Origin of the sequence: Amycolatopsis cynarae, assembly GCF_026802195.1 — a bacterium.
Lineage (GTDB): Bacteria > Actinomycetota > Actinomycetes > Mycobacteriales > Pseudonocardiaceae > Amycolatopsis_E > Amycolatopsis_E rhizosphaerae.
This window is the reverse complement of sequence record NZ_CP113836.1, coordinates 1,182,733-1,207,821: the sequence shown is the minus strand read 5'-3', so window position 1 is coordinate 1,207,821 and position 25,089 is coordinate 1,182,733. Positions and strand designations below refer to the sequence as shown.

General features: G+C 71.1%; 32 protein-coding genes. 10 read left to right on the top strand and 22 right to left on the bottom strand.

Going from position 1 to position 25,089, the window contains the following annotated elements; all coding sequences use genetic code 11:
- Positions 1-49 precede the first annotated feature (49 nt).
- Both ORV05_RS05970 and ORV05_RS05965 read left to right on the top strand, forming a co-directional pair.
- Positions 50-838 carry an SDR family oxidoreductase gene (locus tag ORV05_RS05970; RefSeq protein WP_268757441.1) on the top strand — a complete coding sequence of 263 codons (789 nt, stop codon included), beginning with the start codon at positions 50-52 and terminating at the stop codon, positions 836-838.
- Positions 835-1,905, top strand: coding sequence for an NAD(P)H-dependent amine dehydrogenase family protein (locus ORV05_RS05965; protein WP_268757440.1), 1,071 nt, complete (start codon positions 835-837; stop codon positions 1,903-1,905). Before ORV05_RS05970 ends, ORV05_RS05965 begins: the two co-directional genes overlap by 4 nt.
- Here the strand turns inward: ORV05_RS05965 and lgt are convergent.
- The 9 genes from lgt to ORV05_RS05920 form a co-directional block, all read right to left on the bottom strand.
- Positions 1,849-2,880 carry a prolipoprotein diacylglyceryl transferase gene (gene lgt / locus ORV05_RS05960; protein ID WP_268757439.1) on the bottom strand — a complete coding sequence of 344 codons (1,032 nt, stop codon included), beginning with the start codon at positions 2,878-2,880 and terminating at the stop codon, positions 1,849-1,851. The genes ORV05_RS05965 and lgt overlap by 57 nt on opposite strands.
- A gap of 135 nt (positions 2,881-3,015) precedes the next feature.
- Positions 3,016-3,651, bottom strand: a complete 636-nt coding sequence (locus ORV05_RS05955; protein ID WP_268757438.1) for a peptidoglycan recognition protein family protein — start codon at positions 3,649-3,651, stop codon at positions 3,016-3,018.
- Positions 3,652-3,784: 133 nt separating this feature from the next.
- Positions 3,785-3,955 (bottom strand): hypothetical protein, encoded by a 171-nt coding sequence (locus ORV05_RS05950; RefSeq protein ID WP_186382580.1) that lies wholly within the window; start codon positions 3,953-3,955, stop codon positions 3,785-3,787.
- A gap of 23 nt (positions 3,956-3,978) precedes the next feature.
- Entirely contained in the window at positions 3,979-4,482 is a 504-nt protein-coding gene (locus ORV05_RS05945) for a DUF3291 domain-containing protein (RefSeq protein WP_268757437.1), read from the bottom strand.
- Positions 4,483-4,503: 21 nt separating this feature from the next.
- Entirely contained in the window at positions 4,504-5,307 is an 804-nt protein-coding gene (gene trpA, locus ORV05_RS05940) for a tryptophan synthase subunit alpha (RefSeq protein ID WP_268757436.1), read from the bottom strand.
- A gap of 5 nt (positions 5,308-5,312) precedes the next feature.
- The gene (gene trpB / locus ORV05_RS05935; protein ID WP_268757435.1) at positions 5,313-6,524 is read right to left on the bottom strand and encodes a tryptophan synthase subunit beta; all 1,212 of its coding nucleotides are present in this window, start codon (positions 6,522-6,524) and stop codon (positions 5,313-5,315) included.
- Positions 6,521-7,330, bottom strand: coding sequence for an indole-3-glycerol phosphate synthase TrpC (gene trpC / locus ORV05_RS05930; RefSeq protein WP_144589228.1), 810 nt, complete (start codon positions 7,328-7,330; stop codon positions 6,521-6,523). Before trpC ends, trpB begins: the two co-directional genes overlap by 4 nt.
- Positions 7,331-7,542: 212 nt before the next feature.
- Positions 7,543-8,076, bottom strand: a complete 534-nt coding sequence (locus tag ORV05_RS05925; protein ID WP_268757434.1) for a Trp biosynthesis-associated membrane protein — start codon at positions 8,074-8,076, stop codon at positions 7,543-7,545.
- Positions 8,069-9,637, bottom strand: coding sequence for an anthranilate synthase component I (locus ORV05_RS05920; RefSeq protein WP_268757433.1), 1,569 nt, complete (start codon positions 9,635-9,637; stop codon positions 8,069-8,071). The genes ORV05_RS05925 and ORV05_RS05920 overlap by 8 nt, the downstream gene beginning before the upstream one ends.
- Before the next feature lie 95 nt (positions 9,638-9,732).
- On the opposite strand from ORV05_RS05920, the gene ORV05_RS05915 reads away from it, so the two are divergent.
- Positions 9,733-10,362, top strand: coding sequence for a TetR/AcrR family transcriptional regulator (locus ORV05_RS05915; protein ID WP_144589231.1), 630 nt, complete (start codon positions 9,733-9,735; stop codon positions 10,360-10,362).
- 8 nt (positions 10,363-10,370) lie between these two features.
- Here ORV05_RS05915 and ORV05_RS05910 read toward each other — a convergent pair whose 3' ends face one another.
- From ORV05_RS05910 to hisF, 4 genes are all read right to left on the bottom strand, one after another.
- Positions 10,371-10,685 carry a hypothetical protein gene (locus ORV05_RS05910; RefSeq protein ID WP_268757432.1) on the bottom strand — a complete coding sequence of 105 codons (315 nt, stop codon included), beginning with the start codon at positions 10,683-10,685 and terminating at the stop codon, positions 10,371-10,373.
- Positions 10,686-10,842: 157 nt separating this feature from the next.
- Complete coding sequence (gene hisI / locus ORV05_RS05905; protein ID WP_268757431.1) at positions 10,843-11,196, bottom strand: phosphoribosyl-AMP cyclohydrolase; 354 nt, start codon at positions 11,194-11,196, stop codon at positions 10,843-10,845.
- A complete protein-coding gene (locus ORV05_RS05900) occupies positions 11,193-11,564 on the bottom strand; it encodes a hypothetical protein (protein ID WP_268757430.1) in 372 nt (123 codons plus the stop codon). The genes hisI and ORV05_RS05900 overlap by 4 nt, the downstream gene beginning before the upstream one ends.
- Positions 11,561-12,334, bottom strand: coding sequence for an imidazole glycerol phosphate synthase subunit HisF (gene hisF / locus ORV05_RS05895; RefSeq protein WP_268757429.1), 774 nt, complete (start codon positions 12,332-12,334; stop codon positions 11,561-11,563). Before hisF ends, ORV05_RS05900 begins: the two co-directional genes overlap by 4 nt.
- Before the next feature lie 62 nt (positions 12,335-12,396).
- Between hisF and ORV05_RS05890 the strand changes: the two genes are divergently transcribed.
- Complete coding sequence (locus ORV05_RS05890; RefSeq protein WP_268757428.1) at positions 12,397-13,248, top strand: hypothetical protein; 852 nt, start codon at positions 12,397-12,399, stop codon at positions 13,246-13,248.
- A gap of 9 nt (positions 13,249-13,257) precedes the next feature.
- Positions 13,258-13,647: a PPOX class F420-dependent oxidoreductase gene (locus tag ORV05_RS05885; protein WP_268757427.1), complete on the top strand. Its 390-nt coding sequence runs from the start codon at positions 13,258-13,260 to the stop codon at positions 13,645-13,647.
- An 85-nt stretch (positions 13,648-13,732) separates the two neighbouring features.
- Here the strand turns inward: ORV05_RS05885 and priA are convergent, their stop codons facing one another.
- On the bottom strand, positions 13,733-14,464 hold the full coding sequence (priA, locus tag ORV05_RS05880) for a bifunctional 1-(5-phosphoribosyl)-5-((5-phosphoribosylamino)methylideneamino)imidazole-4-carboxamide isomerase/phosphoribosylanthranilate isomerase PriA (RefSeq protein ID WP_268757426.1): 732 nt from the start codon (positions 14,462-14,464) through the stop codon (positions 13,733-13,735).
- A 55-nt stretch (positions 14,465-14,519) separates the two neighbouring features.
- Positions 14,520-15,149, bottom strand: a complete 630-nt coding sequence (gene hisH, locus ORV05_RS05875) for an imidazole glycerol phosphate synthase subunit HisH (protein ID WP_268757425.1) — start codon at positions 15,147-15,149, stop codon at positions 14,520-14,522.
- Positions 15,150-15,244: 95 nt separating this feature from the next.
- On the opposite strand from hisH, the gene ORV05_RS05870 reads away from it, so the two are divergent.
- The gene (locus ORV05_RS05870) at positions 15,245-15,637 is read left to right on the top strand and encodes a hypothetical protein (RefSeq protein WP_268757424.1); all 393 of its coding nucleotides are present in this window, start codon (positions 15,245-15,247) and stop codon (positions 15,635-15,637) included.
- Here the strand turns inward: ORV05_RS05870 and ORV05_RS05865 are convergent.
- Entirely contained in the window at positions 15,606-16,496 is an 891-nt protein-coding gene (locus ORV05_RS05865) for a transketolase family protein (protein WP_268757423.1), read from the bottom strand. The genes ORV05_RS05870 and ORV05_RS05865 overlap by 32 nt on opposite strands.
- 14 nt (positions 16,497-16,510) lie before the next feature.
- Complete coding sequence (locus ORV05_RS05860; protein ID WP_268757422.1) at positions 16,511-17,200, bottom strand: thiamine pyrophosphate-dependent enzyme; 690 nt, start codon at positions 17,198-17,200, stop codon at positions 16,511-16,513.
- A gap of 52 nt (positions 17,201-17,252) precedes the next feature.
- Here ORV05_RS05860 and soxR point away from each other — a divergent pair, with 52 nt between their 5' ends.
- From soxR to ORV05_RS05845, 3 genes are read left to right on the top strand one after another with little or no spacing between them, the layout of a single operon-like run.
- Entirely contained in the window at positions 17,253-17,714 is a 462-nt protein-coding gene (soxR, locus tag ORV05_RS05855) for a redox-sensitive transcriptional activator SoxR (RefSeq protein WP_268757421.1), read from the top strand.
- 45 nt (positions 17,715-17,759) lie between these two features.
- On the top strand, positions 17,760-18,320 hold the full coding sequence (locus ORV05_RS05850) for an RNA 2'-phosphotransferase (protein WP_268757420.1): 561 nt from the start codon (positions 17,760-17,762) through the stop codon (positions 18,318-18,320).
- A 14-nt stretch (positions 18,321-18,334) separates the two neighbouring features.
- Positions 18,335-18,763, top strand: a complete 429-nt coding sequence (locus ORV05_RS05845; RefSeq protein WP_268757419.1) for a GNAT family N-acetyltransferase — start codon at positions 18,335-18,337, stop codon at positions 18,761-18,763.
- Here the strand turns inward: ORV05_RS05845 and ORV05_RS05840 are convergent.
- Positions 18,756-19,334: a TetR/AcrR family transcriptional regulator gene (locus tag ORV05_RS05840; RefSeq protein WP_268757418.1), complete on the bottom strand. Its 579-nt coding sequence runs from the start codon at positions 19,332-19,334 to the stop codon at positions 18,756-18,758. The genes ORV05_RS05845 and ORV05_RS05840 overlap by 8 nt on opposite strands.
- A gap of 302 nt (positions 19,335-19,636) precedes the next feature.
- Between ORV05_RS05840 and ORV05_RS05835 the strand changes: the two genes are divergently transcribed.
- Positions 19,637-21,793 (top strand): MMPL family transporter, encoded by a 2,157-nt coding sequence (locus tag ORV05_RS05835; RefSeq protein WP_268757417.1) that lies wholly within the window; start codon positions 19,637-19,639, stop codon positions 21,791-21,793.
- 102 nt (positions 21,794-21,895) lie between these two features.
- Here ORV05_RS05835 and ORV05_RS05830 read toward each other — a convergent pair whose 3' ends face one another.
- Genes ORV05_RS05830 through hisD form a run of 4 tightly spaced genes read right to left on the bottom strand, consistent with a single transcriptional unit; the run spans position 21,896 to position 25,069 of the window.
- Entirely contained in the window at positions 21,896-22,054 is a 159-nt protein-coding gene (locus ORV05_RS05830; RefSeq protein WP_268757416.1) for a hypothetical protein, read from the bottom strand.
- Positions 22,051-22,650: an imidazoleglycerol-phosphate dehydratase HisB gene (hisB, locus tag ORV05_RS05825; protein ID WP_268757415.1), complete on the bottom strand. Its 600-nt coding sequence runs from the start codon at positions 22,648-22,650 to the stop codon at positions 22,051-22,053. Before hisB ends, ORV05_RS05830 begins: the two co-directional genes overlap by 4 nt.
- Positions 22,647-23,744: a histidinol-phosphate transaminase gene (locus ORV05_RS05820; protein ID WP_268757414.1), complete on the bottom strand. Its 1,098-nt coding sequence runs from the start codon at positions 23,742-23,744 to the stop codon at positions 22,647-22,649. Before ORV05_RS05820 ends, hisB begins: the two co-directional genes overlap by 4 nt.
- Positions 23,741-25,069, bottom strand: coding sequence for a histidinol dehydrogenase (gene hisD / locus ORV05_RS05815; protein WP_268757413.1), 1,329 nt, complete (start codon positions 25,067-25,069; stop codon positions 23,741-23,743). Before hisD ends, ORV05_RS05820 begins: the two co-directional genes overlap by 4 nt.
- Between the last annotated feature and the right edge of the window lie 20 nt (positions 25,070-25,089).

Sequence of the window (25,089 nt, the reverse complement as noted above, 5' to 3'; positions counted from 1 at the left end):
GCGGAAGCGGAGACTGCCGGAAGAAACTAGAACCTGTTACCGTTTCCGCATGATCCTCGATCGCTTCCTGGTGACGGGCAAGGTCGCCGTGGTCACCGGTTCCGGGCGCGGCATCGGCGCCGCCGCCGCGGTCGCGCTGGCCGAGGCCGGTGCCGACGTCGTCCTTTCCTCGCGTACCGAAGAAGATCTGAAGAAGGTGGCGGCCCTGGTCGCCGAAACCGGTCGGCGGGCCCACGTGGTGCCCGCCGACCTCGGCGACCCGGCGGCCGCGGGAGCGCTCGCCGCCGCCGCGGTCGACGCCTTCGGACGCCTCGACATCGTGGTCAACAACGTCGGCGGCACCTACCCGCGCCCGCTGCTGGAGACCACGCCCGAATTCCTGGAAGAGGCGTTCCGGTTCAACGTGGCGACCGCGCACGCGCTCACCACCGCGGCGGTTCCCGCGATGCTCGAAGCCGGGGGCGGCTCGGTGGTCAACATCTCCTCCAACATGGGGCGTGTCGCCGGGCGCGGCTTCGCGGCCTACGGCACCGCCAAGGCCGCGCTCGCGCACTACACCCGTCTCGCCGCGCTGGACCTCTCGCCCCGGATCCGGGTCAACGCGATCGCGGTCGGTTCGGTCGCCACCTCGGCACTGGACATCGTGGTGAGCAACCCGGAGATCCGCGGAAGGATGGAGTCCGCCACCCCGCTGCAGCGGATCGGCGAGCCGGAGGACATCGCCGCGGCGATCCTGTACCTGGCGTCCCCGGCCGGCGCCTACCTCACGGGCAAGGTCCTGGAGGCCGACGGCGGGCTCCAGGCGCCCAACCTCGAACTGGGGCTGCCGGACCTATGACCTACCGCGTCGTGCAGTGGAGCACCGGAAACGTGGGCCGTCACGCGATCGCCGGTATAGACGCCCACCCCGGCCTCGAACTGGCCGGGGTGTGGGTGTCCGATCCGGCCAAGGCGGGCCGGGAAGCCGGTGAACTGGCCGGCCTCGGCCGGGAACTGGGCATCACGGCGACGGGCGACGCCGATGCCCTGCTCGCCCTGCGTCCCGACTGCGTCGTCTACACGGCGATGGCGGACGACCGGCTGCCGGAGGCGCTGGAAGATCTCAAGCGCTTCCTGCGGGCCGGGATCAACGTGGTGTCGAGCAGTCCGGTGTTCCTGCAGTTCCCCACCGGAGTGGTGCCGCCCGAGGTCACCGATCCGGTGCGTGAAGCGGCGGCGGAGGGCGGCGCCTCGCTGTGGGTCAACGGGGTCGATCCCGGGTTCGCCAACGACTGGCTGCCCCTGGTGCTCACCGGGGTGTGCGAACGCATCGACCAGGTGCGCTGCCTGGAGATCCTGGACTACTCGACCTACCGCAACCGCAAGGTGCTCTTCGACATCATGGGCTTCGGCGGTGCACCGGACGAGACGCCGATGCTGCTCCAACCCGGTGTGCTGAGCCTGGCGTGGGGCAGCGTCGTGCGGCAACTGGCCGCGGGTCTCGGCGTGGAGCTCGACGGCGTTGAGCAGAGCCACGAACGCGTGCCCGCCCCCGAGACCTTCGAGATCCCGAGCGGAACCATCGCGGAGGGCACCGCCGCCGCGCTGCGTTTCGAAGTGCGGGGCATGCGGGCGGGACGTGCGGTGTGCGTGCTCGAACACGTCACCCGGCTGCGGCCCGACCTGGCACCGGACTGGCCCCAGCCCGCCGGGCAGGGCTGCTACCGGGTCGAGGTGACCGGCGAGCCGCACTACACGCTCGACCTGCGGCTGGTCGGTTCCGACGGCGACCACAACACCGCCGGGCTCAAGGCGACCGCCATGCGGCTGGTCAACGCGATTCCGGCGGTGGTCGAGGCCCCGCCGGGGCTATTGACCGCCCTCGACCTTCCGTTGATCACCGGCCGGGGCCTGGTCCGCGGTTGACGCGGCGTTCTCCTTCTCGCGCGGCTCGTCGCCGGGGACGTCCTCCCCGTCGCCGCCGGGCTCGATGGTGTCCCCAGCGGTGTCCCCGGCCTTCTCAGTGACGATGACCTCGCGGGGGCCGAGGCGGCGGGCCAGCACGAAGTACACCATCGCCCCGGCGAACACCACCAGCGAAGTGAGCACGTTGATCCGCAGGCCGAACACGTGCGTGGCGTCGTCGGTGCGCATCAGCTCGACCCAGAACCGGCCCAGCGTGTACCCGCCCACATACAGCGCGAACGCCCGGCCGTGCCCGAGCTTGAACCGCCGGTCCGCCCAGACCACGAGCACGGCCACGGCGAGGTTCCAGATCAGCTCGTAGAGGAACGTGGGATGCACCGGGCTGTCCGGCAGCGGGATGTGCCCGAAGGCCACCCCGTTCGGCCCCTGGTCGGGGATGGACGGGTTGTTCGGGTCGAAGCGCTGGTAGATCTCCAGTGCCCACGGCAGCGTCGTGTGCGCGCCGTAGAGCTCCTGGTTGAAGTAGTTGCCCAGCCGTCCGATGGCCTGCGCGGTGACGATGCCCGGCGCGATCGCGTCGGCCATGGCGGGCAGCGGGATGCCCTTGCGGCGGCAGCCGATCCACGCGCCCACGCCGCCCAGTGCGATCGCGCCCCAGATGCCGAGGCCGCCGTCCCAGATGTAGAGCGCCCTGATCGGCTCCTTGCCGGGACCGAAGTAGCGCCACCAGTCGGTCATCACGTGGTAAAGGCGGCCCCCGACCAGGCCGAACGGCACCGCGAACACGGCGATGTCCACCACCGCGCCCTTTTCGCCGCCGCGCTGCACCCAGCGCCGGTCACCCCACCAGATCGCGACCACGATGCCGGCGATGATGCACAGGGCATAGGCGCGGATCGGGAGCGGGCCGAGATGCCAGACCCCCCGTTCCGGGCTGGGGATCGTCGCGAGGAACACAGCCGAGGCGGTATGCACGGGGCCACCGTAACGTGTCGCCGCCGGTCACGGGCGCCCCGGTGGCCATGCCACGCCGTGAGGGGTCCCCTCACGGTCGTATTTGCTGTGAGGGGACCCCTCACAGCAGCATCGGCCCGGCAAAACGCCCGGGGGTCAGCCCAGGGCGGCGGCGACGTCCGAGCGCAGTTTCGCGAGCTTCCCGTAGAACGCTTCACCCGGGCATTCGGTGTTGTAGTAGTCCCGGTGTCCCTTGATCTCGGCGACGGGGATGCCGTACTGGGAGCACGTGTACGCGCACAGCGCCACCAGTGCCTTCCACTGCGCCTGCGTGGGCAGCTCGGTGATGTAGGTGCCCTCGTTTTCGATGCCGATCGCGCTCTCGTTCTGCCCGGGACAGTGCGCGCCGCGGATCATCCGGGTTCCGGAGCGCAGCGCCGCCAGGCTGCCGTGCCGCCCTTCGAGCCGGTACCCGCCGCGGCTGACGGTGAAATGCTGACCGGTGTCGGCCCAGCCGTTGTTGTCCATGTGGTCGTGCTGGTCGTCGCGCGCCACCTGGAAGGCGTGGGCCAGTGAGTAGTCGGTGCTGTTGGGGCAGGCGATGTGGTGGATGAGGATCCGCACCGGCTTGTGGTCGAGCGTGACCAGGGTGTCCTGCGGGGGCCGGGCACCCCACTCGTCACAGCTGTAGATCCGGGGCTCGGCCATCGCCCAGGCGGTCGCGGGGAGCAGCAGGCCGCCGGTGGCGGCGAGGGTTGTGCCGAGGAAAATCCGTCGCGAAAGATCAGCCATGCCCGGCAGTCTGGGCAGCCGCCGTACACGAGTCGTACATTCCGGCCGCCGCGCGGAGCCGCCGTTGGGGTGTATCGAAGTGGCTTGCGTGGCGGTGCAGCAACCCGTGACTCTGACCGACTTCGATCAGCTCTTAGGACGGGGTGCGGTTGAGGACGGCCGAACCGACCGCGAGCAGGGAGCAGAGGGCGAAGATGGCGGTCAGCCACAGCGGCCCGCCCCGCAACACGTTCCAGACGACGCCGCCCGCGGCGAGCGCGGCGACGAGGAGGTTCCGGACCTGCAGGGGCGTCAGCTTGGGCATGTCCGCCACCCTCTCATGGTGTCTCAGGCCGGGCAGAGCCAGTCCGGCCTACCCGGCTCCGGCAACTCCGAGCCCGGCGCGAAGGTCTGCCGCAGGGTGAACGCGTACGGGGTCGGGCCATGGGCCCGCAGGTGGCGGATCCGGTCCTCGGCCTCCGCGGTGTCCGGCCGGTGCCCGGCGGGCACCCACCACAGCGCGGTGACCGCCTCCCGCATCCGCTCGAACCATTCACGGCGGCGGCGCAGCACCTCGCGGTGCTCGTCGGAGTAGACGAACTCCGCGAGTTCTTCCACCGACCGCCACACCGACATGTTGACGATCACGCCGGAGCTGTCCCCGGCGTCCCACTCGAAGGCCCGGACCGAGGTCGCGTTGCCGTCCTCGGTCTGCATGCGCCAGACGAAACCCGGTGCGGCATCGGCGAGCGCGTTGACCGGGTCCAGCGCCGCCACGAAGTCGGCCAGCTGCGGATCGGCCAGCGGCGCCAGCAGCCGGGCGATGTTGACCTGAGCGAGTTCGAAGATCACGCGCCCAGTCTGCCGCACCCGTCAGGCGCGCACGAGGGGTTCGCGCACGCCTTCGGCCAGTTCGGCGGTCAGCGCGCGGACCGCCTCCGGACCCTCCTCGGCCTTGCTGACCAGCGCCGATCCGACGATCACCGCGTCCGCAAACCCGGCGACCTCGGCCGCCTGCCCGCGCGAGCGCACGCCGAGCCCGACGCCGATCGGCAGGTCGGTGTGCGCACGGGCGCGCCGCACCAGTGCCGCGGCCCCGGTCCCGACCTGGTCGCGGGCCCCGGTCACCCCCATCACCGCGGTGGCGTACAGGAAACCGGAGGTCGCCTTCGTCACCAGGTCGATGCGCTCCTCGGAGGAGGACGGCGCGACCAGGAAGATGCGGTCGAGCCCGTGGCGCCGCGAAGCCTCGATCCACTCGGCGGCCTCGTCCGGGATGAGATCCGGGGTGATCATGCCCAGCCCGCCCGCGGCGGCGAGGTCGCGCGCGAAGGCGTCCACGCCGTAGCGGTGCACCGGGTTCCAGTAGGTCATCACCACGGCCCGGCCGCCGCGCTTCGCCACCGATTCGACGACCTCGAACAGGTGGCGCAGGCGGAACCCGCCGTCCAGTGCGGCCTGCGCGGCGCGCTGGATGGTCGGCCCGTCCATCACCGGGTCCGAGTAGGGCACGCCCACCTCGACCAGGTCGGCGCCGCCGTCCAGCATCGCGGCGAACAGTTCCTTCGAAGCCTCGACCGTGGGGTAGCCGGCAGGCAGGTAGCCCACCAGGGCCGCCCGCCCCTCGCTCCTGGTCCGCGCGAACAGACTCGCCAGCCCGGTGTCGCCGCCCGTCACGCCGATCAGTCCACCAATCCGAAGTACTTCGCCGCGGTGTCCATGTCCTTGTCGCCACGACCGGACAGGTTCACCAGGATGAGCGCCTCACGGCCCAGTTCCTTGCCCAGCTGGATCGCACCGGCCAGGGCGTGCGCGGACTCGATGGCCGGGATGATGCCCTCGGTGCGCGACAGCAGCCGCAGCGCCTCCATCGCCTCCGCGTCGGTGATGGGCCGGTATTCGGCGCGCCCGCTGTCCTTGAGCCACGCGTGCTCCGGCCCGACGCCGGGGTAGTCCAGCCCGGCCGAGATCGAGTGCGACTCGAGGGTCTGGCCGTCCTCGTCCTGCAGCAGGTAGGACATGGCGCCGTGGAGGTTGCCCTGGCTGCCCATGGTCAGGGTCGCGCCGTGGCGGCCGGTTTCCAGCCCTTCACCGCCGGGCTCGAAGCCGACCAGCCGGACGTCGGGGTCGTCGATGAAGCCGTGGAAGATGCCGATCGCGTTCGATCCGCCACCCACACAGGCGGCGACCGCGTCCGGCAGGCGGCCGGTCTGCTCCAGGACCTGCTGCCGGGCCTCCTCGCCGATGATCTTGTGGAAGTTGCGCACCATCATCGGGAACGGGTACGGACCCGCGGCGGTACCGAACAGGTAGTGCGTGGTGTCGGCGTTGGTCACCCAGTCCCGCAAGGCCTCGTTGATCGCGTCCTTGAGGGTGCGCGAACCGGTCTTCACCGGGACGACCTCGGCGCCGAGCAGCCGCATGCGCGCCACGTTCAGCGCTTGGCGCTCGGTGTCCACCTCGCCCATGTAGACCACGCAGTCCAGGCCGAGCAGCGCGCAGGCGGTGGCCGTGGCCACCCCGTGCTGACCGGCGCCGGTCTCGGCGATGACGCGCTTCTTGCCCATTCGCCGCGTCAGCAGCGCCTGGCCGAGCACGTTGTTGATCTTGTGCGAACCGGTGTGGTTGAGGTCCTCGCGCTTGAGGAAGATCCGCGCGCCCCCGGCGTGCTCACCGAAGCGGGGAGCCTCGGTCAGCAGGGAGGGCCGGTTCGCGTAGTCGCGCAGGAGCCGCTTGAACTCGTTGACGAAGGCGGGGTCGCGGCGGGCCTTGTCGTACTCGGCGGCCACCTCGTCCACGACACCGATCAGCGCCTCCGGCATGAACCGGCCGCCGTAGGGGCCGTAGTAGCCGCGCTCGTCGGGATCGTGCTCGTTGTGCTGGGGGTCGTTCATCGGCTCGGCCTCGGGCAGGCGGGGTGGGAACCGGCGGTGACCAGCTTGATCAGCGCGCCCTTCGGGTCGCCGGAGGCGACCAGGCCCTCGCCGACCAGCACGGCGTCCGCCCCGTGGCCGGCGTAGGCCATCAGGTCCCCCGGGCCCCGCACGCCCGACTCGGCGACCTTCGTCACATCGAAGGGCAGCCCGGGGGCGATCCGGCCGAACACGTCGCGGTCCACTTCCAGGGTGTGCAGGTTGCGGGCGTTGATGCCGATCACCTGGGCGCCCGCTTCCAGCGCGCGATCGGCCTCTTCGGTGTTGTGCACCTCGACCAGCGCGGTCATCCCGAGGGACTCCACCCGGTCGAGCAGCGCCACCAGTGCGTTCTGCTCCAGCGCCGCCACGATCAGCAGCACCATGTCCGCACCGTGCGCGCGGGCCTCGTGCACCTGGTACGGGCTGACGATGAAGTCCTTGCGCAGCAGCGGAACATCCACCACGGCGCGGACCGCGTCGAAGTCGGCCAGCGAGCCGCCGAACCGGCGCTGCTCGGTGAGCACGCTGATTACCCGCGCACCGGCCTCTTCGTAGTCCTTGGCCAGTGCCGCCGGATCGGCGATCGTGGCGAGCTCGCCCTTGGACGGGCTGCGCCGCTTGACTTCGGCGATCACACCGATCGAGGACTCACGCAACGCGCTTGCCGCGTCACGAGGCGGCACCGCCTTGGCGGCGAGGCGCTTGAGCTCATCGAACGGCAGCGCCTTCTCACGCTCGGCCAGGTCCGCGCGGACGCCGGCGACGATGTCTTCGAGAACGCTCACCAGGCGCCCCCGTTCCCGGATGACCCCAAGTTTTCACTCGAAAGCTGGCTCACAAACACCTTCCCCTTCCCGCAGAAAAGATGCTAACCCGCCCGCCGTCACGGTCCCGTTCCGGGTCGAACATGCCGTGGTGACGACGAAAATGACCTTCTGAACGGCCTGGACCGGCTTGTGCGAGGGCGCAACCGGCCCCGCGATGGGGAAGCAGCGCCCTAACGATCTGTCGGGTCTTTGCCTTCGGAGAGCGCCTCCCACAGGTCGGTACCGGGCTCCCGCGCCGCCTTGCGCGCGCCGGGCGCGGCGTAGCGGGCACCCAGGCGCGGCATCGCACCGGCGCGCCTGGTGGCCAGCAACCCGCCGAGGAGCAACAAAATTCCCCCGAGCAAAGCCAGTCCGCGCCCGGCGAACACCTGCCACACCGGAGTACCGCCGGGGAAACCGCCGAACCGCACTCCGGCGACGGCGATCCAGCCCGCCGCCAGACCGGCCAGCGCCAGTACGCCCCCGAGCAGGCGCCGGGGCCAGCCACCGGTCGCCACGATCCCGGCGACCCCGGCGACAGCGAGCACCGCCAGCGGCACCAGTGCGCCGGAATGCTCGGCACCGGTCTGCGTTTCCAGGACCTGGCCCTGGATCACGGCCGCCCGCAGCGAGGCCGACCAGACCAGGCGGGACGAACCCCACAGCGCCGCCGCTCCCAGCAGCAACGCCGCGATGATCGTCCACAGTGGACGGCGCTCAGACACCGGCGGCGTCCTCGGCCGGGTCCAGCGCCCGCGCGGGCGCCATGGTCTGCGCGGCGGCGATCGCGGAGAGCACGGTGCGGGCCTTGTTCAAGGATTCGTTGTCCTCGTACTCGGCGACCGAATCGGCCACCACACCGCCGCCCGCCTGCACGTAGGCCATGCCCTCGCGCACCAGTGCGGTGCGGATCGCGATCGCGGTGTCGGCGTCACCGGCGAAGTCCAGGTAGCCGACCACGCCGCCGTAAAGCCCGCGGCGCACCGGTTCCAGCTCCTCGATGAGCTCCATCGCCCGCACCTTCGGCGCACCGGACAGCGTGCCCGCCGGGAAGCAGGCGGCGACCGCGTCGAACGCGGTGCGGCCCTCGGCGAGCTCACCCGTGACGGTGGACACGATGTGCATCACGTGGCTGTAGCGCTCGATGGTGAAGAACTCGACGACCCGCACCGTGCCGGGCTTGCACACCTTGCCGAGGTCGTTGCGGCCGAGGTCGACCAGCATCAGATGCTCGGCGCGCTCCTTTTCGTCGGCGAGCAGGTCCTTCGCCAGCTGCGCGTCCTCCTCGGGATCGGCGCCGCGCCAGCGGGTCCCGGCGATGGGGTGGGTGGTGGCGCGGCCGTCGCGCACCGTGACCAGCGACTCCGGGCTGGAGCCGACGATGTCGAACCCGTCCAGCCGCAGGAGGTACATGTACGGGCTGGGGTTGGAGGTGCGCAGCACCCGGTAGATGTCCAGCGCGTCCGCCTGGTTGGCGATCTCGAACCGTTGCGACGGAACGATCTGGAACGCCTCACCGGCCTTGATCGCCTCGACCGCCCGTTCCACCGCCCGGTAGTAGTCCTCCTGGCTGCGATGCCGGGCGAACGCCGGCTCGGGCCGCTCGAACACCGCGGTGGTGGAGGGCGCCGGGGCCCGCAGTTGCTCGGTCATCCACTCCAGCCGGCGCACCGCGTCGTCGTAGGCGGCGTCCACCCGCTCGGGCGAGTCGTCCCAGTTGACCGCGTTCGCGATCAGCGTGACGGTGCCCTCGTGGTGGTCGAAGGCGGCCAGGTCGGTGGCCAGGAGCATGGTCAACTCGGGGATGTCGAGGTCCTTCTCGGCCAGCTCGGGCAGCCGTTCCAGCCAGCGGACCGCGTCGTAGCCGATGTAGCCGACCATGCCGCCGGTCAGCGGCGGCAGGCCGGGCAGCGGTTCGGTGTGCAGGGCCGAGACCGTCTCCCGCAGCACGGCCAGCGGGTTGCCCTCGGTGGGCAGTCCCACCGGCGGGGTGCCCGTCCACACCGCCTTGCCGTCCCGCACGGTCAGCGCCGCGGGGCTGCGCACGCCGATGAAGGACCATCGCGACCAGGACTGTCCGTTCTCCGCCGACTCGAACAGGAAGGTGCCGGGGCGGTCCGCGGCGAGCTTGCGATACACGCCGACCGGGGTCTCCCCGTCGGCGAGCAGCCGCCGCACCACCGGGATGACCCGGCGGGAGGAGGCCAGCGCGCGGAAGTCGTCCCGGGCGGGGCTCACCGAACCGAGCCCGCCGGACGCGGAATTCGCGGAGTGGACAGAGACCATGTAAACCATTGTGCCGCTCGCGCCGGGACGCTCCGGCACCGGGCATTAATTCAGTAACCGTTGAATATTTCGACGGGCCCGGTCATGATGTCACGGTGAGCACCACGGAACCGTCGAAGACGAGCAAACGGCGCGGCCGGCGCCCGGCCGGGCAGGACACCCGGACCGCACTCCTGCAGGCCGCCCGCGAGGCGTTCTCCGAAAACGGCTACGAGGGTGCCACGGTACGCGCCATCGCCGCCAGGGCCGGGGTGGACGCGGCCATGGTCAACCACTGGTTCGGCGGCAAGGACGCACTGTTCGCCCAGGCCGTGCTGCAACTGCCGTTCCAGCCCAAGGAACTCGTCGCGGCCCTGATGCTGGGTGACCCCGAGACCCTGGGCGAGCGCATCGTCCGCCGGTTCGTCACCACCTGGGACTCGACCTCCGGGGGCACCTTCCCGGCGCTCGTCCGCAGCCTGGCCAGCCACGACAAGGCCGCGATCGGACTGCGGGACTTCCTCATCGACAGCATCCTCAACGAGATCATGGCGGCGCTGCGGGCCGACCAGGCCCCGCTGCGCGCCGCCCTGTGCGCGTCCCAGTTGATCGGCATCGGCATGGTGCGGTACGTCGCCCGCTTCGAACCGCTCGGCTCGGCGGACGTGGAAACCGTGGTCGCCGCGGTGGCCCCTAATCTGCAGCGCTACCTGACCGGCGACCTCGGTTCACCCCGTTCGAATTGAATTCCGGCTCATTCACGGGGAACCGGTTCCGGCCCCGGTGCGGCGGCCAGTCCGAGGCGGAACATGGCGCGGTCCACGTCGTTCACGTGTTCCACGGCGATGCGTTCCGCGGCCCGGAGCGAGAACAGTGCGGTGTCCAGGAACTGCCGCAGATCGGCGGCGTCCGTTGTGGACAGTTCCCCGGGATTGTCCATGTCCGCCTTCGACACCTCGTCCACCGCGGACTCCACCGCCAGCAGATCGCTCATCGTGTCGTCCAGCTTGCCCAGCAGATGCCGCGCCCGGGCGCGCAGCTGTTCGTAATAGGTTCTCGTATCGCTCATCGTCGCGCCCCTCCAGAAAAATCGTGCGACTGACCCGCACCACATTTCCGAAGATCCACCCACTTGGCAACGAATCAGACAACGCGATCCGAAGTTCACCCGGAAGGGAGAGAAGAGCCGATGCCGTCGGCCGTGAAGGGTCCCTTCCCGGCTCGCCTCAGACGTCGTCGGCCAGCAGCAGGCGCTCGCCGGTGTCGAAGCAGCTGTGCGTGCCGGTGTGGCAGGCCGGGCCGGTCTGGTCGACGCGCACCAGCACCGTGTCCGCGTCGCAGTCCAGCCGCACTTCGCGCACGCGCTGCGTGTGCCCCGAGGTGGCGCCCTTGACCCACAACTCCTTGCGGCTGCGGGAATAGTAGGTGCCCTCACGGGTGGTCAGCGTGCGCTCCAGCGCCTCGTCGTTCATCCACGCGACCATGAGCACGTCCGAAGTGCTGTGTTCGACCACGACCGCGCAGATGAGGCCGTCCGCGGTGCGCTTGAGCCGCGCCGCCAGTTCCGGATCCAGGCTCACGCCGCATCTCCCAGCAGGTAACGGCGCATCGGCCCCGAATTCAACAGCACTCCCGTGTAGACATAGCCGGCCGCGAGCAGGCCGGAGAACAGCTTGAACCACATCACCGCGCTCGCCAGCAGCAGGAACGCGTGCAGGATGGCCAGCAACGCGACCACCGCGAACCCCAGGAACCGCGACGACGGCATTCGCAGCGCCAGCCCGCCCGCGACCAGGCCGCCGAGCACCAGGCTCGCCAGCGGCAGCAGCAGGGTGCGCGGGGACGCCTCCGAGGTGGTCACGATGATCGCACCCAGCGCCACGTAGGCCAGGCCAAGCCCGAGCAGCAGCCCGATGGTCACCCTGACCTCGACGGCCACCCGCTTCACCGGACCTCGACTCCCCCGGCGCGCAGGGCTTCCTTCACGTCGCCGATCTTCAACTGTCCGAAGTGGAACACGCTGGCGGCGAGCACCGCGTCGGCCCCGGCCCGCACCGCGGGCAGGAAGTGTGCGACCTCGCCCGCCCCGCCGCTGGCGATGACCGGAACCCTCACCGCGCCGCGCGTCAGCCGGATCAGTTCCAGGTCGAAACCGGCCTTCGTGCCGTCGGCGTCCATCGAGTTGAGCAGGATCTCCCCGACCCCGAGTTCCTCGGCGCGCGCCGCCCACTCCACGGCGTCGATCCCGGTGCCGCGGCGGCCGCCGTGGGTGGTCACCTCGAAGCCCGACGGGGTCGGCTCCCCGCCCTCGGGCACCCGTCGCGCGTCCACGGACAGCACGATGCACTGCGCCCCGAACCGCCGCGAAGCCTCGTGCAGCAGTTCCGGCCGGGCGATGGCGGCGGTGTTGATGCTCACCTTGTCCGCCCCGGCCCGCAGCAGGCGGTTCACGTCGTCGCAGCTGCGCACGCCCCCACCGACGGTCAGCGGGATGAACACCTGCTCGGCGGTGCGCCGGACCACGTCGAAGGTGGTCTCGCGGTTGCCCGAGGAGGCGGTGACATCGAGGAAGGTCAGCTCGTCCGCGCCTTCGGCGTCGTAGGCACGCGCCAGCTCCACCGGATCACCCGCGTCCCGCAGGTCGGCGAAGTTCACGCCCTTGACCACCCGACCGGCGTCCACGTCCAAACAGGGAATCACCCGTACCGCTACCGACATACGCCCAGCTTAGAGGCCAAGGGGGAACCCCCGTCCCGCCGAGCCGCGGATAGGGTGGCCGAATGTGGTGGGGACTGGCTTTCGCTTCGCTCGCGGCGGTGGCGTACGGGGTGGCTTCGGTGCTGCAGGCGGTCGCGGCCCGTGCCGTCGACACCGGTGAGGCGGGGGTCGACCCGCGCCTGCTGGTGCGGGTGCTCCGGCAGTGGCGCTACCTGCTCGGCCTCGGGCTCGACGCGCTCGGGTTCGTCGCCCAGCTGATCGCGCTGCGGGTGCTGCCGCTCTTCCTGGTCCAGGCCGCGCTGGCCGGGAGCCTCGCGGTCACCGCCGTCGCCGCGATCGCCGTCGGGGCCCGGCTTCGCGCCGCGGAGTGGGCCGCGGTGGTGGCGGTCTGCGCCGGGCTGGCGCTGCTGGGACTGTCCGCCCAGAGTGAGGGTTCCACCCCCGCCGGGCTGGCTTTCCGGCTCGCGCTCGCGATCGCGACCGTGCTGCTCGGCGCCGCGGGCATGGCCGTGGGCCGGGCGCCGGAGCGGTTGCGCAGCCCGGCGCTGGGTCTGATCGCGGGGCTGTGCTTCGGGCTGGTCGCGCTCGCCGGGCGCGTCCTGTCGACGAACAGTCTTCTCGCGCTGGTCGGCGATGTGGCGCTGTACGTCATCGCCGGCGCCGGGGTGCTCGCGATGCTGTTCTTCGCCTCGGCACTGCAACGCGGCAGCGTCACCACCGCGACCGGCCTGATGGTGCTCGGCGAGACCGTGGCCCCCTCCGTGATCGGCGTCGCACTGCTCGGCGACAGCACCCGTCCCGGATACACCTTCGTCGCCCTGCTCGGGTTCGTGCTGGCGGTGGCGGCCGCGCTCGCCCTCGCCCGGTTCGGCGAGGTCGAGAAGTCCACAGTGGACGATCACGAAAACGGCTAGGCTGGCGCCATGGCCTCTGAGATCGACCGGCTGGGCGCCGAGAAGTTCGTGCTGCTGACCACCTACCGCCGCGACGGAAGGCCGGTACCCACCCCGGTCTGGGCGGCCCGCGACGGCGACGAGCTTCTCGTGTGGTCGGAACGGCGGGCGGGCAAGGTCAAGCGCATCCGGGCCGGGGGCAAGGTCACCGTGCAGGCCTGCGATGTCCGCGGCAAGCAGACCCGGGGCGCGGTGGTGACCGGTCAGGCCCGGATTCTCGACGCGGAAGGCTCGGCGCGGGTCCGCCGCGCGATCGCGCGGAAGTACGGCCTGATCGGCCAGGCCACCCTGTTCGCCAGCCGCCTGCGCGGCGGCACCGAACGGACCGTCGGCCTCGCCATCACCCTCGACCAGCCGTAAGGGGCGGGCCGCCGTTGGCCGTGAAGGGTCCCTTCACAGTCGATTCGACCGTGAAGGGACCCTTCACGGCTTTGCCAGCTGGGGGTCAGCGGACGGCGGCCAGTGCCTCGGGCAGCGTGAACGCGCCCGCGTAGAGGGCCTTGCCGACGATCGAGCCTTCCACGCCGTCGCCGGACAGCGAGGCCAGCGCGCGCAGGTCGTCGAGGCTGGACACGCCGCCGGAGGCGATCACCGGGGCGTCGGTGCGGGCCGCGACCTCGCGCAGCAACTCCAGGTTCGGGCCCTTGAGGGTGCCGTCCTTGCTCACGTCGGTGACCACGTAGCGCGACGCGCCGTCGCGGTCGAGGCGCTCCAGCACCTCCCACAGATCGCCGCCGTCCTGCGTCCAGCCGCGCGCGGCGAGCCGGTGCCCGGCCTCGGTGATCCGCACGTCCAGCCCGATCGCGACCCGGTCGCCGTAGGTGGACACGGCCTTCGCCGTCCACGCCGGGTCCTCCAGCGCCGCGGTGCCGAGGTTGACCCGGGTGGCGCCGGTGGCCAGCGCCGCCTCCAGCGAAGCGTCGTCACGGATACCGCCGGACAGCTCCACCCGCACGTCGAGCTCGCCGACCACCCGCGCCAGCAGTTCCCGGTTGCTGCCCTTGCCGAAGGCCGCGTCGAGATCGACGAGATGGATCCACTCCGCACCGTCGCGCTGCCACGCGAGCGCCGCCTCCAGCGGGTCGCCATAGGAGGTCTCGGTACCGGCTTCGCCCTGAACGAGGCGGACGGCCTGGCCGTCGGCCACATCGACGGCGGGAAGGAGCGTGAAGGTCACGCGGTCACTATAGGTGAGCCCGGAGGCCGCCCGCCGCGACACCCGCACCCGCCGTTCAGAGCGTGCGCAGCCAGTTCTCCAGCAGATGCGCCCCGGCGTCTCCGGACTTCTCGGGGTGGAACTGGGTTGCCCACAGTGGACCGTTCTCCGCCGCCGCCACGAAATCCTCGCCGTGGTGGGCCCAGGTCACCTTCGGCTGCTGCCCGGGCAGTTCCGAGTCGAGTTCCCAGCGCCGCACCGCGTAGGAGTGGACGAAGTAGAACCGGGTGTCCGCGTCGAGCCCGGCGAACAGCTGCGAGTCCTCCGGCGCGCGCACGGTGTTCCAGCCCATGTGCGGGATGACATCGGCGTGCAGGCGCTCCACGGTGCCCGGCCACTCCCCGGTCCCCTTCGACTCCACGCCGTGCTCGACTCCGCGCTCGAAGAGGATCTGCATGCCCACGCAGATCCCCAGCACCGGGCGGCCGCCCGCCAGCCGCGTCCCGATGATCTTCTCGCCGCCCACGGACAGCAGCCCTTCGATACAGGCCGCGAACGCGCCCACACCGGGCACCACCAGCCCGTCGGCCTCCAGCGCCGCATGGGGGTCGGCGGTCACCTCGACCTCGGCACCGACGCGCCGCACGGCGCGTTCGGCGGAACGAAGGTTCCCGGAACCGTAATCGAGAATCACGACGCGAGTCACCGGCCCAGTCTAGGGCGGCCTGGTCACGGCCTCCAACCGGTTTGGATCCCGGCCCCCACGGGGAATTCCCCAGGCACTGACCCAAGGGAGTGGCCATGCTGTCGCAGAGCCGTCCGGACATCCGTCCCCACGACGAGGACCGGGGCGTCCCCACCCGGAGAATCGTCGACCTGAGCGGGGCGCTGGCCGACGAGCTCGAACGTCTCGAAACCGAGGAACTCGGTCCCCGCGAACTCGCCGGGCTGATGCGCGGCACGATCCGCACGGCCTCGGCACTCACCCGGATCCTCGACCGGCTGCGCGCCTGCCCGGAGCTGGCCCAGCCCGACACCGGACCGGGCAGGCACCGGCACCACGCCGTGCGGCGCGAACTCGACCAGGCCGCCGCGGCCGCCGAAGACCTCCAGGTGACGGCCGAGGCGTTGTTCCGGCTCCTGCCGGGCGAGATGGTCGTGCCTAACGGAAGAAGGCCCGGGCCGCGGCCGTGATCCCGGCCACGTCGAGCCCGTGGACGAAGTCGTGGTCGGTGACCTCGCCGTACTGACGCACCTCCACGTCCCGCTGCGTGCCCAGTGAGCGCAGGCGATGCGGCACGTCCGCGAGCGCCTCGCCGACGTGGTGCGCGGAGGTGCCCGCCTGGTACGGCTCGACCAGCATGACGTCGGCGACCTCGCCTACGGCCGCCCGCAGCCCGGCGGCGTCGAACGGCCGGATCGTCGCGGCGTACAGCACGGTCACGTCGAGCCCCTCGGTCGCGGCGAGCACGCGATCCAGCATCGGCCCCACCGCCAGCACCACTCCGCGCGTGCCCTGCCGGAGCGTCCGGAAACCCGCACCGAGGTGGGCACGAGCGTTGGCCTGGCTGCTCAGCCTGAGGTACACGCGGCCGTCGCCGGGCAGTGATTCGAGCAGCAGGCGACGCGCCTCCTCGGGATGCCCGGGCACGTGCACCGTCCAGCCGGGCACGGTGTCCAGCAGCGCCACGTCCGCCGTCGAGTGGTGCGTGCGGCCCGCGGCGGCCATGTCGTAGGACGCGCCGGACGAGACCAGCACCGCGCCGACGCCCTGATGGCACAGATCGAGTTTGATCTGCTCGTACGGGCGTTCGACGAGGAACGGTGGGAAGGTGTGCGCCACCGGGCGCATCCCGGCCAGTGCCAGCCCGCCGGTGACCCCGATCAGCGCCTGCTCGCGGATGCCCACGTTGAGCACCCGGTCCGGATGCCTTCGCTGGGCGGCGAGCATGGGCCCGGTTCCCGCCGAGATGTCGGCCAGCACCAGGACCAGCCGTGGATCGACGGCCAGCGCTTCCTCCATTGTGGACAGAAAAGTGGTCCGCATGTCCATGGAATTCCCCCTTTTCACCGACGGCCGGACTTGGGCTCGACGACCGCGACCACGCACAGCGGGCGCCGGGGGTGCGGGGTGGTGAACGCCTCGTACAGCGCCTCGTGATCCCGCCCGTCCACGGTGGCGGTCGCCCAGCCCTCGACCGCGAACCGCTGCGCGATGCCGCCCGGCCAGCCCCGCGTCGCCGACTGGTTGTCGATCACCACCGCGGTCAGCTGCCCCATCGACTCCCGCCCGGCGAGCACGATGGCCTCGTGGTTGCTGCCCTCGTCGAGTTCGGCGTCGCCGACGAGCACGACGACCTTCGAGCCGATCCCCTGCGCACGCAGCCCGTACACGGTGCCCACGGCCAGCGGCAGGCCGTGCCCGAGCGATCCGCTGGAGATCTCCACCCCCGGCACCCGGTTGCGGTCCGGGTGCTGCCCCAGCCGCGACCGCACCGACGCCCAGTCGTCGAGTTCCTCCGGTGCGATGAACCCCTTGGCCGCCAGCACCGCGTAGTACGCCATCGGGCCGTGCCCCTTGGACAGGAGGAACCTGTCGCGCCGGGGATCGTGGACGGTGTCCGGCGACACGTCCAGCACACGGTCGTAGAGCACCCAGAGAACATCCAAAGTGGACTCCGAGGCCGCCGAGTGCTTCTCGTCGCCGGTCATCCGGGCTATCAGCGCGGGCAGGCCCGCATCGGTCGTGGTCATCATGTCGACACGGTGCAACCTCGACCAAGGTCGAAGTCAAGGCTAGGCTGGTGCCGTGACCAAGCTTGCCGACCACCTCAGCATCGGTCAGGTCGCGGAACGCAGTGGCGTACCGCACACCGCGCTGCGGTTCTACGAGGACCGGGGACTCATCTCCTCCGAGCGCTCCGCGGGCAACCAGCGCCGCTATCCGCGCTCGGTGCTGCGCCGGATCGCGTTCATCCGCGCCGCCCAGCGTGTGGGGCTGAGCCTGGAGGAGATCAGCGCCGCGCTGGCGACCCTGCCCCGCGACCACGCGCCGACGAAGGCCGACTGGTCCAGGCTGTCGCGGACCTGGCAGGACGAACTGGATGCCCGCATCGACGCCCTGCAGCGGCTGCGCGACCGGCTCACCGGCTGTGTCGGCTGCGGCTGCCTCTCCCTGCGCGTATGCGGCCTGTACAACCAGGACGACCAGATGGCCCGGTTCGGTCCCGGCGCCCGGCTGCTGAAACCGGCCGTGGAGGGCGGGGCGTAAAAGCACTGGCGGGGGCATCGGGGTTCGTGAGCCAATGGCGGCACGATGGAACAAGCAAGACTGGTTCGTGTGTCCAAACGCCTTTCCCGGCATCTGAGGCACGACCCCGCCGCGATCGGACTGGCCCTGCAGCCGGGGGGCTGGGTCGAAGTCGGGCTCCTCCTCTCCGCGCTCGCCCGGCACGGCCTGCCACTCACCCGCGACGAACTCGCGGAGGTGGTGGCGGGCAACGACAAACAGCGGTTCGCGTTCAGCGAGGACGGGACCCGGATCCGGGCCAACCAAGGGCACAGCGTGCCCGTCGACCTCCGGTTGCCGCCCGCGCAGCCCCCGGAAATCCTCTACCACGGCACGGTCGCCAAGGTGCTGCCCGCGATCCGCGAGGCGGGCCTGCTGCCGATGAACCGGCACGACGTGCACCTTTCGGCGGACCGGGAAACCGCGATCCGCGTGGGTTCGCGACGGGGAAGACCGGTGGTGCTGGTGGTGTCCGCGGGTGAGATGGCCCGCGCGGGGCACGAGTTCCGGGTGAGCGCCAACGGAGTCTGGCTCACCTCACACGTGCCACCCCGCTACCTTCGCGGTGCCGGGGCGGATCCCCGTTGAGCCACAATGAGGTCGTGCACATCAGGCCCGCCGATGTGATGGACGCGGACAGCGTCTTCGACCTGCTCCGCGAGTTCGCCACGAGCTACCCGGCCCGGCGGCCCGAGTTCGACCGGAACTACGAGCGGCTGCTGGCGGCGATGACCTACGACACCACCGACTTCCTGGTGGCCGAGGACGGCGGGCAGGTGATCGGCTACGCGCTGGCCGCGCGGTTCCTGGTGCTCTACGCCAACGGCTGGGTCAGTGAACTGCAGGAACTCGTCGTGACGCCGTGCCGCCGGGGGCAGGGTGTGGGCCGGAAGCTGGTGGAAGCGGTCGTGGCGCGGGCCCGTGCCACGGGCGCCGTCGAGGTGACCGTGCCGACGCGGCGCGCCCGCGACTACTACCGCAGGCTTGGCTTCGTCGAAACCGCCTCGTTCCTCAAGCTCGAACTCAGCTGACCCGGCGGGGCCGGCCCAGCAGCCTGCGCCCGACGTCGAGCAACTGCTCACGCAGGGTGTCGTCGTCGACGCCGGCGAACTGGGGCGATCCCCCGGCCAGCGCGATCCCCGCGACGGCGACGTGGGCGGCGACCATGCGGTTCAGGTCGCTCTCCTCTTCCACCAGGATGCCGAGAATCCGGACGCTGAAGTTCTCCTGGGGCGAGGTCCAGGTGCGGGCGAGCGTCCTGGCGATCCCGGGATCGCTGCTGAACAGGGCCACCAGCGCCCGGTGCCGCACCACGGTGTTCACGAAACCGGTCAGCAGGTGGTCGATCCGGGCACCCCGGCGGCGCAGGCGCGAAGCCTCGTCGATGACCTGGTCGAGCTCGCGCAGTCCGGGTTCCGCGACGGCCTCGACGATCTCGTCCTTGGTCTTGAAGTGGTAGTAGACGGCCGCCTTCGTCACGCCCAGCGCGTCGGCGATCATCTGCAGGGAGGTGCCCTCGACGCCGTGTTCGGTGAACAGCCGGAGCGCGGTGGCGAGCAGGCGGGTGCGCGTGTCTTCCTGCGTTGCCGGTCCGGCTGCCATCGAACCTCCTCGTAAGCGGCTGCCTCGGGCCGCGAAGCAGCCCGCAGAATACGGGTGTACCCCTCCACTCGCAACCAAACCACTAACCGATCGGCTAGCGCGTCCTCGCTTTTCCTTTCCTGTGAAGGGTCCCTTCACAGCTGATAGGACCGTGAAGGGACCCTTCACGGTCTCCTCACAGCCCCGAGACTGCTTGCCGTGCGGCAAGTCACATACTTGCCGATCGGCTTGTAAGGGTGCTTGCCGATCGGCTAGCTTGGCGGGTACCGACCACCGACGGACAACCGAATGGAGCCGTGCCCGTGGCCACCCTCCTGTACCGGCTCGCCCGCTTCTCCTTCCGCCGCCGCTGGCTCGTCGCCGCCATCTGGGTGGCCGTCCTCGCCGGGCTCGGGCTGGGCGCGACCACGCTGTCCGGCCAGATGACGAACTCCGTCACCATCCCCGGCACCGAGGCCCAGCGAGCGATCGACCACCTCAAGGCACACTTCCCCCAGGCCGGGGTCGGCGGCGCCACCGCGCGCGTCGCCATCGCCGCCCCGCCCGGGCAGAGCCTCACCGCGCCCGCCAACCAGGCCGCCGTCGAACAGCTCGTGGCCGCTCTGAGGACCGCGCCGAAGGCCCGCGGGGTGGTGGATCCCTACCAGGCCAAGGCGATCTCCTTCCCCGACGCGAGGGTGGCGCTGGTACAGGTCAGCTACGGCGTGCAGGCCTCCGAACTGACCGCGAGCGACCGGGACGCGCTGCAGGCGCCCGCGATCGCGGCACGCAAGGCGGGCCTGACCGTCGAGTTCGGCGGCGACGCCATCCAGGGCATGCCCGAGACGGGCGCGACCGAGGGCATCGGGGTCGTGGTCGCCGCGATCGTGCTGACCGTGACCTTCGGCTCGCTGCTCGCCGCGGGCCTGCCGCTGCTGACCGCGCTGATCGGGGTCGGCGTCGGCATGGCGGCGATCCTGACCGTGTCCGGATTCGTCGAGCTCAACTCGAACACCCCGATCCTCGCGCTGATGCTCGGCCTCGCGGTCGGCATCGACTACGCGTTGTTCATCGTTTCCCGGTACCGGCACGAGCTCGGCGAGGGCCACGAACCGGAGGAGGCGGCGGCCCGCAGCGGCGGCACGGCAGGCTCCGCCGTCGTGTTCGCCGGCCTGACCGTGATCATCGCGCTGGCCGGTCTCACCGTGATCGGCATCCCGTTCCTCGCGCAAATGGGCATCGCGGCCGCAGCCACCGTCGCCGTCGCGGTGCTGATCGCGCTGACCCTGCTGCCCGCGATCCTCGGTTTCGCCGGGCGCAAGGTGCTCGGCAAGCGCGTCCGGGACGACGACCGCAGCACGCACGGCCAGCGCTGGGCCGCCTTCGTCGCGCGGCACCGGGTGCCGGTGCTGCTCGTCGCCGTGGCCGGGCTGCTGGTGATCGCCGTCCCCGCGCTGAGCATGCAGCTCGGCCTGCCCAACGACGCCACCGCCGCTCCCGGCTCGACCCAGCGCAAGGCCTACGACCTGGTCACCTCCGGTTTCGGACCCGGCGCCAACGGCCCGCTGCTCGTGGTGGTCACCGCCACCGCCGACGCCACCACCGCCGCCGCCACCCAGGCCGCCGACGAGATCGTGCGGCTCGGCGACGTCGCCGCGGTGACCCCGGCGCAGTACAACGCGCAGCACGACACCGCGATGTTCACCGTGCTGCCGAAGAGCGGCCCCAGCGACAAGCGGACCGAGGAACTGGTCGCCCAGATCCGCGCCCTGCCGGTGACCGAAAAGGCCGAGCTCGCCGTGACCGGGCAGACCGCTTTGCAGATCGACGTCTCGGACAAACTCGCCGGTGCGATGCTGCCCTACCTCGGCCTGGTCGTCGGCCTGGCCTTCGTGCTGCTCACCCTGGTGTTCCGCTCGCTGATCGTGCCGCTCAAGGCGACCCTGGGCTTCCTCGGCTCGGTCGCGGCGACCTTCGGCGCCGTCGTGGCCGTGTTCCAGTGGGGGTGGCTGAACAAGGCGCTGGGCGTGGCCTCCACCGCGCCGATCATGAGCATGCTGCCGATCCTGCTGATCGGTGTGCTGTTCGGGCTGGCCATGGACTACCAGGTGTTCCTGGTGACGCGGATGCGCGAGGAGCACGTGCACGGCGCCGAACCGCGCCAGGCGATGATCATCGGTTTCCGCCACGGTTCCCGCGTGGTGGTCGCCGCCGCGCTGATCATGATCAGCGTGTTCGCCGGGTTCGTGCTGTCGGACACCACGCTGATCCAGTCGATCGGGTTCGCGCTCGCGTTCGGCGTGGCGGTCGACGCGTTCGTGGTGCGGATGACGATCGTGCCCGCGGTGATGGCGCTGCTCGGCAGGCGAGCGTGGTGGCTGCCGCGCTGGCTGGACCGGATCCTGCCGAACGTCGACGTCGAGGGCGAAAGCCTCACCAAGCACCTGGAAAAGCGCGAACTCGAACCCACCGGGCACTGACGCCGGCGCTGACCCCGGCCCATGCGGTGCCGTGAAGGGTCCCTTCACAGTCAAAACGACTGTGAAGGGACCCTTCACGGCCTTCCGGGCGTTAGCCGCGCGTCAGCCCACGAACCAGGCGACGGCGCCGCCTATGGCGAGCAGGGTGGCCAACAGGAGCGCGCCCGCCATCAGCTTGGCGGTCTTCCACGTGGCATACACGCCACCGGCCAGAAAGCCCGCCAGCGCGATCAACAGGACGCCCACGATCTCCTTGTTCACAGCACACCCTTGGTCGACGGAATGCCCCCGGCCCGCGGATCGGGCTCGGTGGCCGCGCGCAGCGCCCGCGCGATGGCCTTGTACTCGGCCTCGGCGATATGGTGCGGGTCCCGCCCGTGCACCACGCGGACGTGCAGCGCGATCTGCGCGTGGAAGGACAGGGACTCGAACACGTGGCGGTTCAGCACGAACGGGTAGTTCCCGCCGATGGTGAACGTGGTGAACTCGGGCGGCTCGCCCACGTGCACGCAGTAGGGACGGCCCGACACGTCGATCGCGGCGTGGGCGAGGGTTTCGTCCATCGGGATCCAGGCGTCGCCGAACCGGCGGATGCCCTTCTTGTCCCCGAGCGCCTGGCGGATCGCCTGTCCCAGCACGATCGCGGTGTCCTCCACCGTGTGGTGCGCGTCGAGGTGCACGTCACCGGTCGCCTGGACCCTGAGGTCCAGCGAACCGTGCACCCCGAAGGCGTGCAGCATGTGGTCGAAGAACGGCACCCCGGTGGAGACCTCCACCTCGCCGGTGCCGTCGAGGTCGACCACGACCGAAATCGAGGACTCCTTGGTGGTGCGGTCCACCTTGCCGACCCGGTTCACCGGGGCACCTCCTTGCTCGCCGCCAGAAACGCGTCGTTCTCCTCCGGGGTGCCGATGCTCACCCGAAGATGCCCCTCGATCCCCACGTCGCGGACCAGCACCCCGGCGTCCACATAGGACTTCCAGCTGGCCTTGGCGTCGCCGAACTCTCCGAAGAGGATGAAGTTCGCGTCGCTGGGAACCGGAGTGAAACCCAGTCCCCGCAAGGCTTCCGCGACCCGCTCCCGCTCGGCGGAGAGCTTGGCGACCGAGGCGAGTGTGGCATCCGCGTGGCGCAGGGCGGCCCGCGCCGCGGCCTGCGTCAGCACCGAAAGGTGGTACGGCAGCCGCACGAGCTGCAGCGCGTCCACGACCGCGGGAGCCGCCGCGAGGTAGCCGAGACGCCCTCCGGCGAACGCGAACGCCTTGCTCATCGTGCGCGTGACGATCAGCTTGGCCGGGTAGGCGTCGAGCAGTCCCACGGCGCTGCGGCGCGGGGAGAACTCGGCATACGCCTCGTCGACCACCACGATGCCGGGCGCGGCCCGCAGCACCAGTTCCAGTTCCTCCAGCGGGATCGAGCCGCCGGTCGGGTTGTTCGGGCTGGTGACGAACACGATGTCGGGACGGCGCTGGGCGACGATCACGGCCGCCTCGGCGGTGTCGAGGGAGAAGTCGGCGCGACGCGGGGTGGGCACCCATTCGGTCCGGGTGCCCGCCGCGATGATCGGGTGCATCGAGTACGACGGCTCGAAGCCGAGCGCGGTGCGCCCCGGCCCGCCGAAGGCCTGCATGATCTGCTGCAGGATCTCGTTCGACCCGTTGGCCGCCCACAGGTTCCGCTCCGACAGCGCCACACCGGTCGAAGCCGACAGATAACGGGCGAGGTCCTGGCGCAGGGCGACGGCGTCGCGGTCGGGATAGCGGTGCAACTCCTGGGCGGCCTCGCGGACCGCCGCCGCGACGTCGTCCACCAGTTCCGGTGGCGGCGGGTACGGGTTTTCGTTGGTGTTGAGCCGGACCGGCACGTCCAGCTGCGGCGCCCCGTAGGGGCTGCGGCCCCGGAGGTCCTCCCGCAACGGCAGGTCGGCCAGGGTCACGTCGTCGGCGGTCACCGAGCTCCCTCCGCGGGGAAACGCGCCGTCACGGCCTCGCCGTGCGCGGGCAGGTCTTCGGCGTTGGCCAGCGCCACCACCTTGCCCGCGACCTCGCGCAGCGCGGCTTCGCTGTAGTCGATCACGTGGATGCCGCGCAGGAAGGTCTGCACCGACAGTCCCGAGGAATGGCGGGCGAATCCGCCGGTGGGCAGGACGTGGTTGGACCCCGCGCAGTAGTCGCCGAGCGACACCGGCGCGTACGGCCCGACGAACACCGCGCCCGCGTTGCGCACCCGGGCGGCGACCGCACGGGCGTCGGCGGTCTGGATCTCCAGGTGCTCGGCGGCGTAGGCGTCCACCACCTTCAGCCCGTCGTCCACAGTGGACACCAGAACGATGCCGGACTGCCTGCCGCGCAGCGCCTGGAGCACACGTTCGGAATGCTTGGTCGCGGCGGCCCTGGTCGCCAGCTCGGCGTCCACCGCGTCGGCCAGCTCCGCGGAGGTGGTGACCAGCACGCTCGCCGCGAGCGTGTCGTGCTCGGCCTGGCTGATCAGGTCCGCGGCGACGTGACCGGGGTCGGCGGTCTCGTCGGCGAGGATCGCGATCTCGGTCGGCCCCGCCTCAGAGTCGATGCCGATCAGTCCGCGCAGCAGGCGCTTGGCGGCGGTCAGGTAGATGTTGCCGGGGCCGGTCACCATGTCGACCGGGGCCAGCTCGGCGCCGTCGGTGTCGGTGCCGCCGTAGGCGAGCAGGGCCACCGCCTGCGCGCCGCCGACCGCCCAGACCTCGTCCACGCCCAGCAGCGCGGCGGCGGCCAGCGTGGTCGGGTGGGGCAGGCCGCCGAACTCGGCCTGCGGCGGTGAGCACAGCACCAGCGAGCCCACCCCCGCGGCCTGCGCCGGCACCACGTTCATCACGACGCTGGAGGGGTAGACGGCCAGCCCGCCCGGGGCGTAGAGGCCGACCCGCGCCACCGGCACCCAGCGCTCGGTCACCGTGCCGCCCTCGGTGACCTGCGTGGTCACGTCGGCACGGCGCTGGTCCGCGTGCACCTTCCTCGCCCGGGCGATGGACTCCTCGATGGCCTCGCGGACCGTCGGGTCCAGTTCCGCGAGCGCGCGGTCCAGTTCCCCGGCGGGCACCCGGACCGTCTCCGGGCGGACGCGGTCGAACCGCTCGGTGTACTCGAGCGCGGCGTCGACGCCGCGCTCACGGATCGCCTCGACCAGCGGACGCACCTGATGGAGCGCGGCATCCACGTCGATCTCGGCGCGCGGCAGCGTGGCGCGCAACTCGGCGGGTGACGGGACCTTTCCGCGCAGGTCGGTGCGATTCAGCATGGTTCTAGGGTACGAGTGGG

What these genes read in the sequence shown, in the direction of transcription:
- ORV05_RS05970 (WP_268757441.1), top strand. Translation starts at nt 50, where the DNA reads ATGATCCTCGATCGCTTCCTGGTGACGGGCAAGGTCGCCGTGGTCACC.
- ORV05_RS05965 (WP_268757440.1), top strand. Translation starts at nt 835, where the DNA reads ATGACCTACCGCGTCGTGCAGTGGAGCACCGGAAACGTGGGCCGTCAC.
- ORV05_RS05955 (WP_268757438.1), bottom strand. Translation starts at nt 3,651, where the DNA reads ATGGCTGATCTTTCGCGACGGATTTTCCTCGGCACAACCCTCGCCGCC.
- ORV05_RS05950 (WP_186382580.1), bottom strand. Translation starts at nt 3,955, where the DNA reads ATGCCCAAGCTGACGCCCCTGCAGGTCCGGAACCTCCTCGTCGCCGCG.
- trpB (WP_268757435.1), bottom strand. Translation starts at nt 6,524, where the DNA reads ATGAACGACCCCCAGCACAACGAGCACGATCCCGACGAGCGCGGCTAC.
- ORV05_RS05920 (WP_268757433.1), bottom strand. Translation starts at nt 9,637, where the DNA reads ATGGTCTCTGTCCACTCCGCGAATTCCGCGTCCGGCGGGCTCGGTTCG.
- ORV05_RS05910 (WP_268757432.1), bottom strand. Translation starts at nt 10,685, where the DNA reads ATGAGCGATACGAGAACCTATTACGAACAGCTGCGCGCCCGGGCGCGG.
- hisF (WP_268757429.1), bottom strand. Translation starts at nt 12,334, where the DNA reads ATGTCGGTAGCGGTACGGGTGATTCCCTGTTTGGACGTGGACGCCGGT.
- ORV05_RS05890 (WP_268757428.1), top strand. Translation starts at nt 12,397, where the DNA reads ATGTGGTGGGGACTGGCTTTCGCTTCGCTCGCGGCGGTGGCGTACGGG.
- ORV05_RS05885 (WP_268757427.1), top strand. Translation starts at nt 13,258, where the DNA reads ATGGCCTCTGAGATCGACCGGCTGGGCGCCGAGAAGTTCGTGCTGCTG.
- ORV05_RS05870 (WP_268757424.1), top strand. Translation starts at nt 15,245, where the DNA reads ATGCTGTCGCAGAGCCGTCCGGACATCCGTCCCCACGACGAGGACCGG.
- ORV05_RS05865 (WP_268757423.1), bottom strand. Translation starts at nt 16,496, where the DNA reads ATGGACATGCGGACCACTTTTCTGTCCACAATGGAGGAAGCGCTGGCC.
- ORV05_RS05860 (WP_268757422.1), bottom strand. Translation starts at nt 17,200, where the DNA reads ATGATGACCACGACCGATGCGGGCCTGCCCGCGCTGATAGCCCGGATG.
- ORV05_RS05850 (WP_268757420.1), top strand. Translation starts at nt 17,760, where the DNA reads ATGGAACAAGCAAGACTGGTTCGTGTGTCCAAACGCCTTTCCCGGCAT.
- ORV05_RS05840 (WP_268757418.1), bottom strand. Translation starts at nt 19,334, where the DNA reads ATGGCAGCCGGACCGGCAACGCAGGAAGACACGCGCACCCGCCTGCTC.
- hisD (WP_268757413.1), bottom strand. Translation starts at nt 25,069, where the DNA reads ATGCTGAATCGCACCGACCTGCGCGGAAAGGTCCCGTCACCCGCCGAG.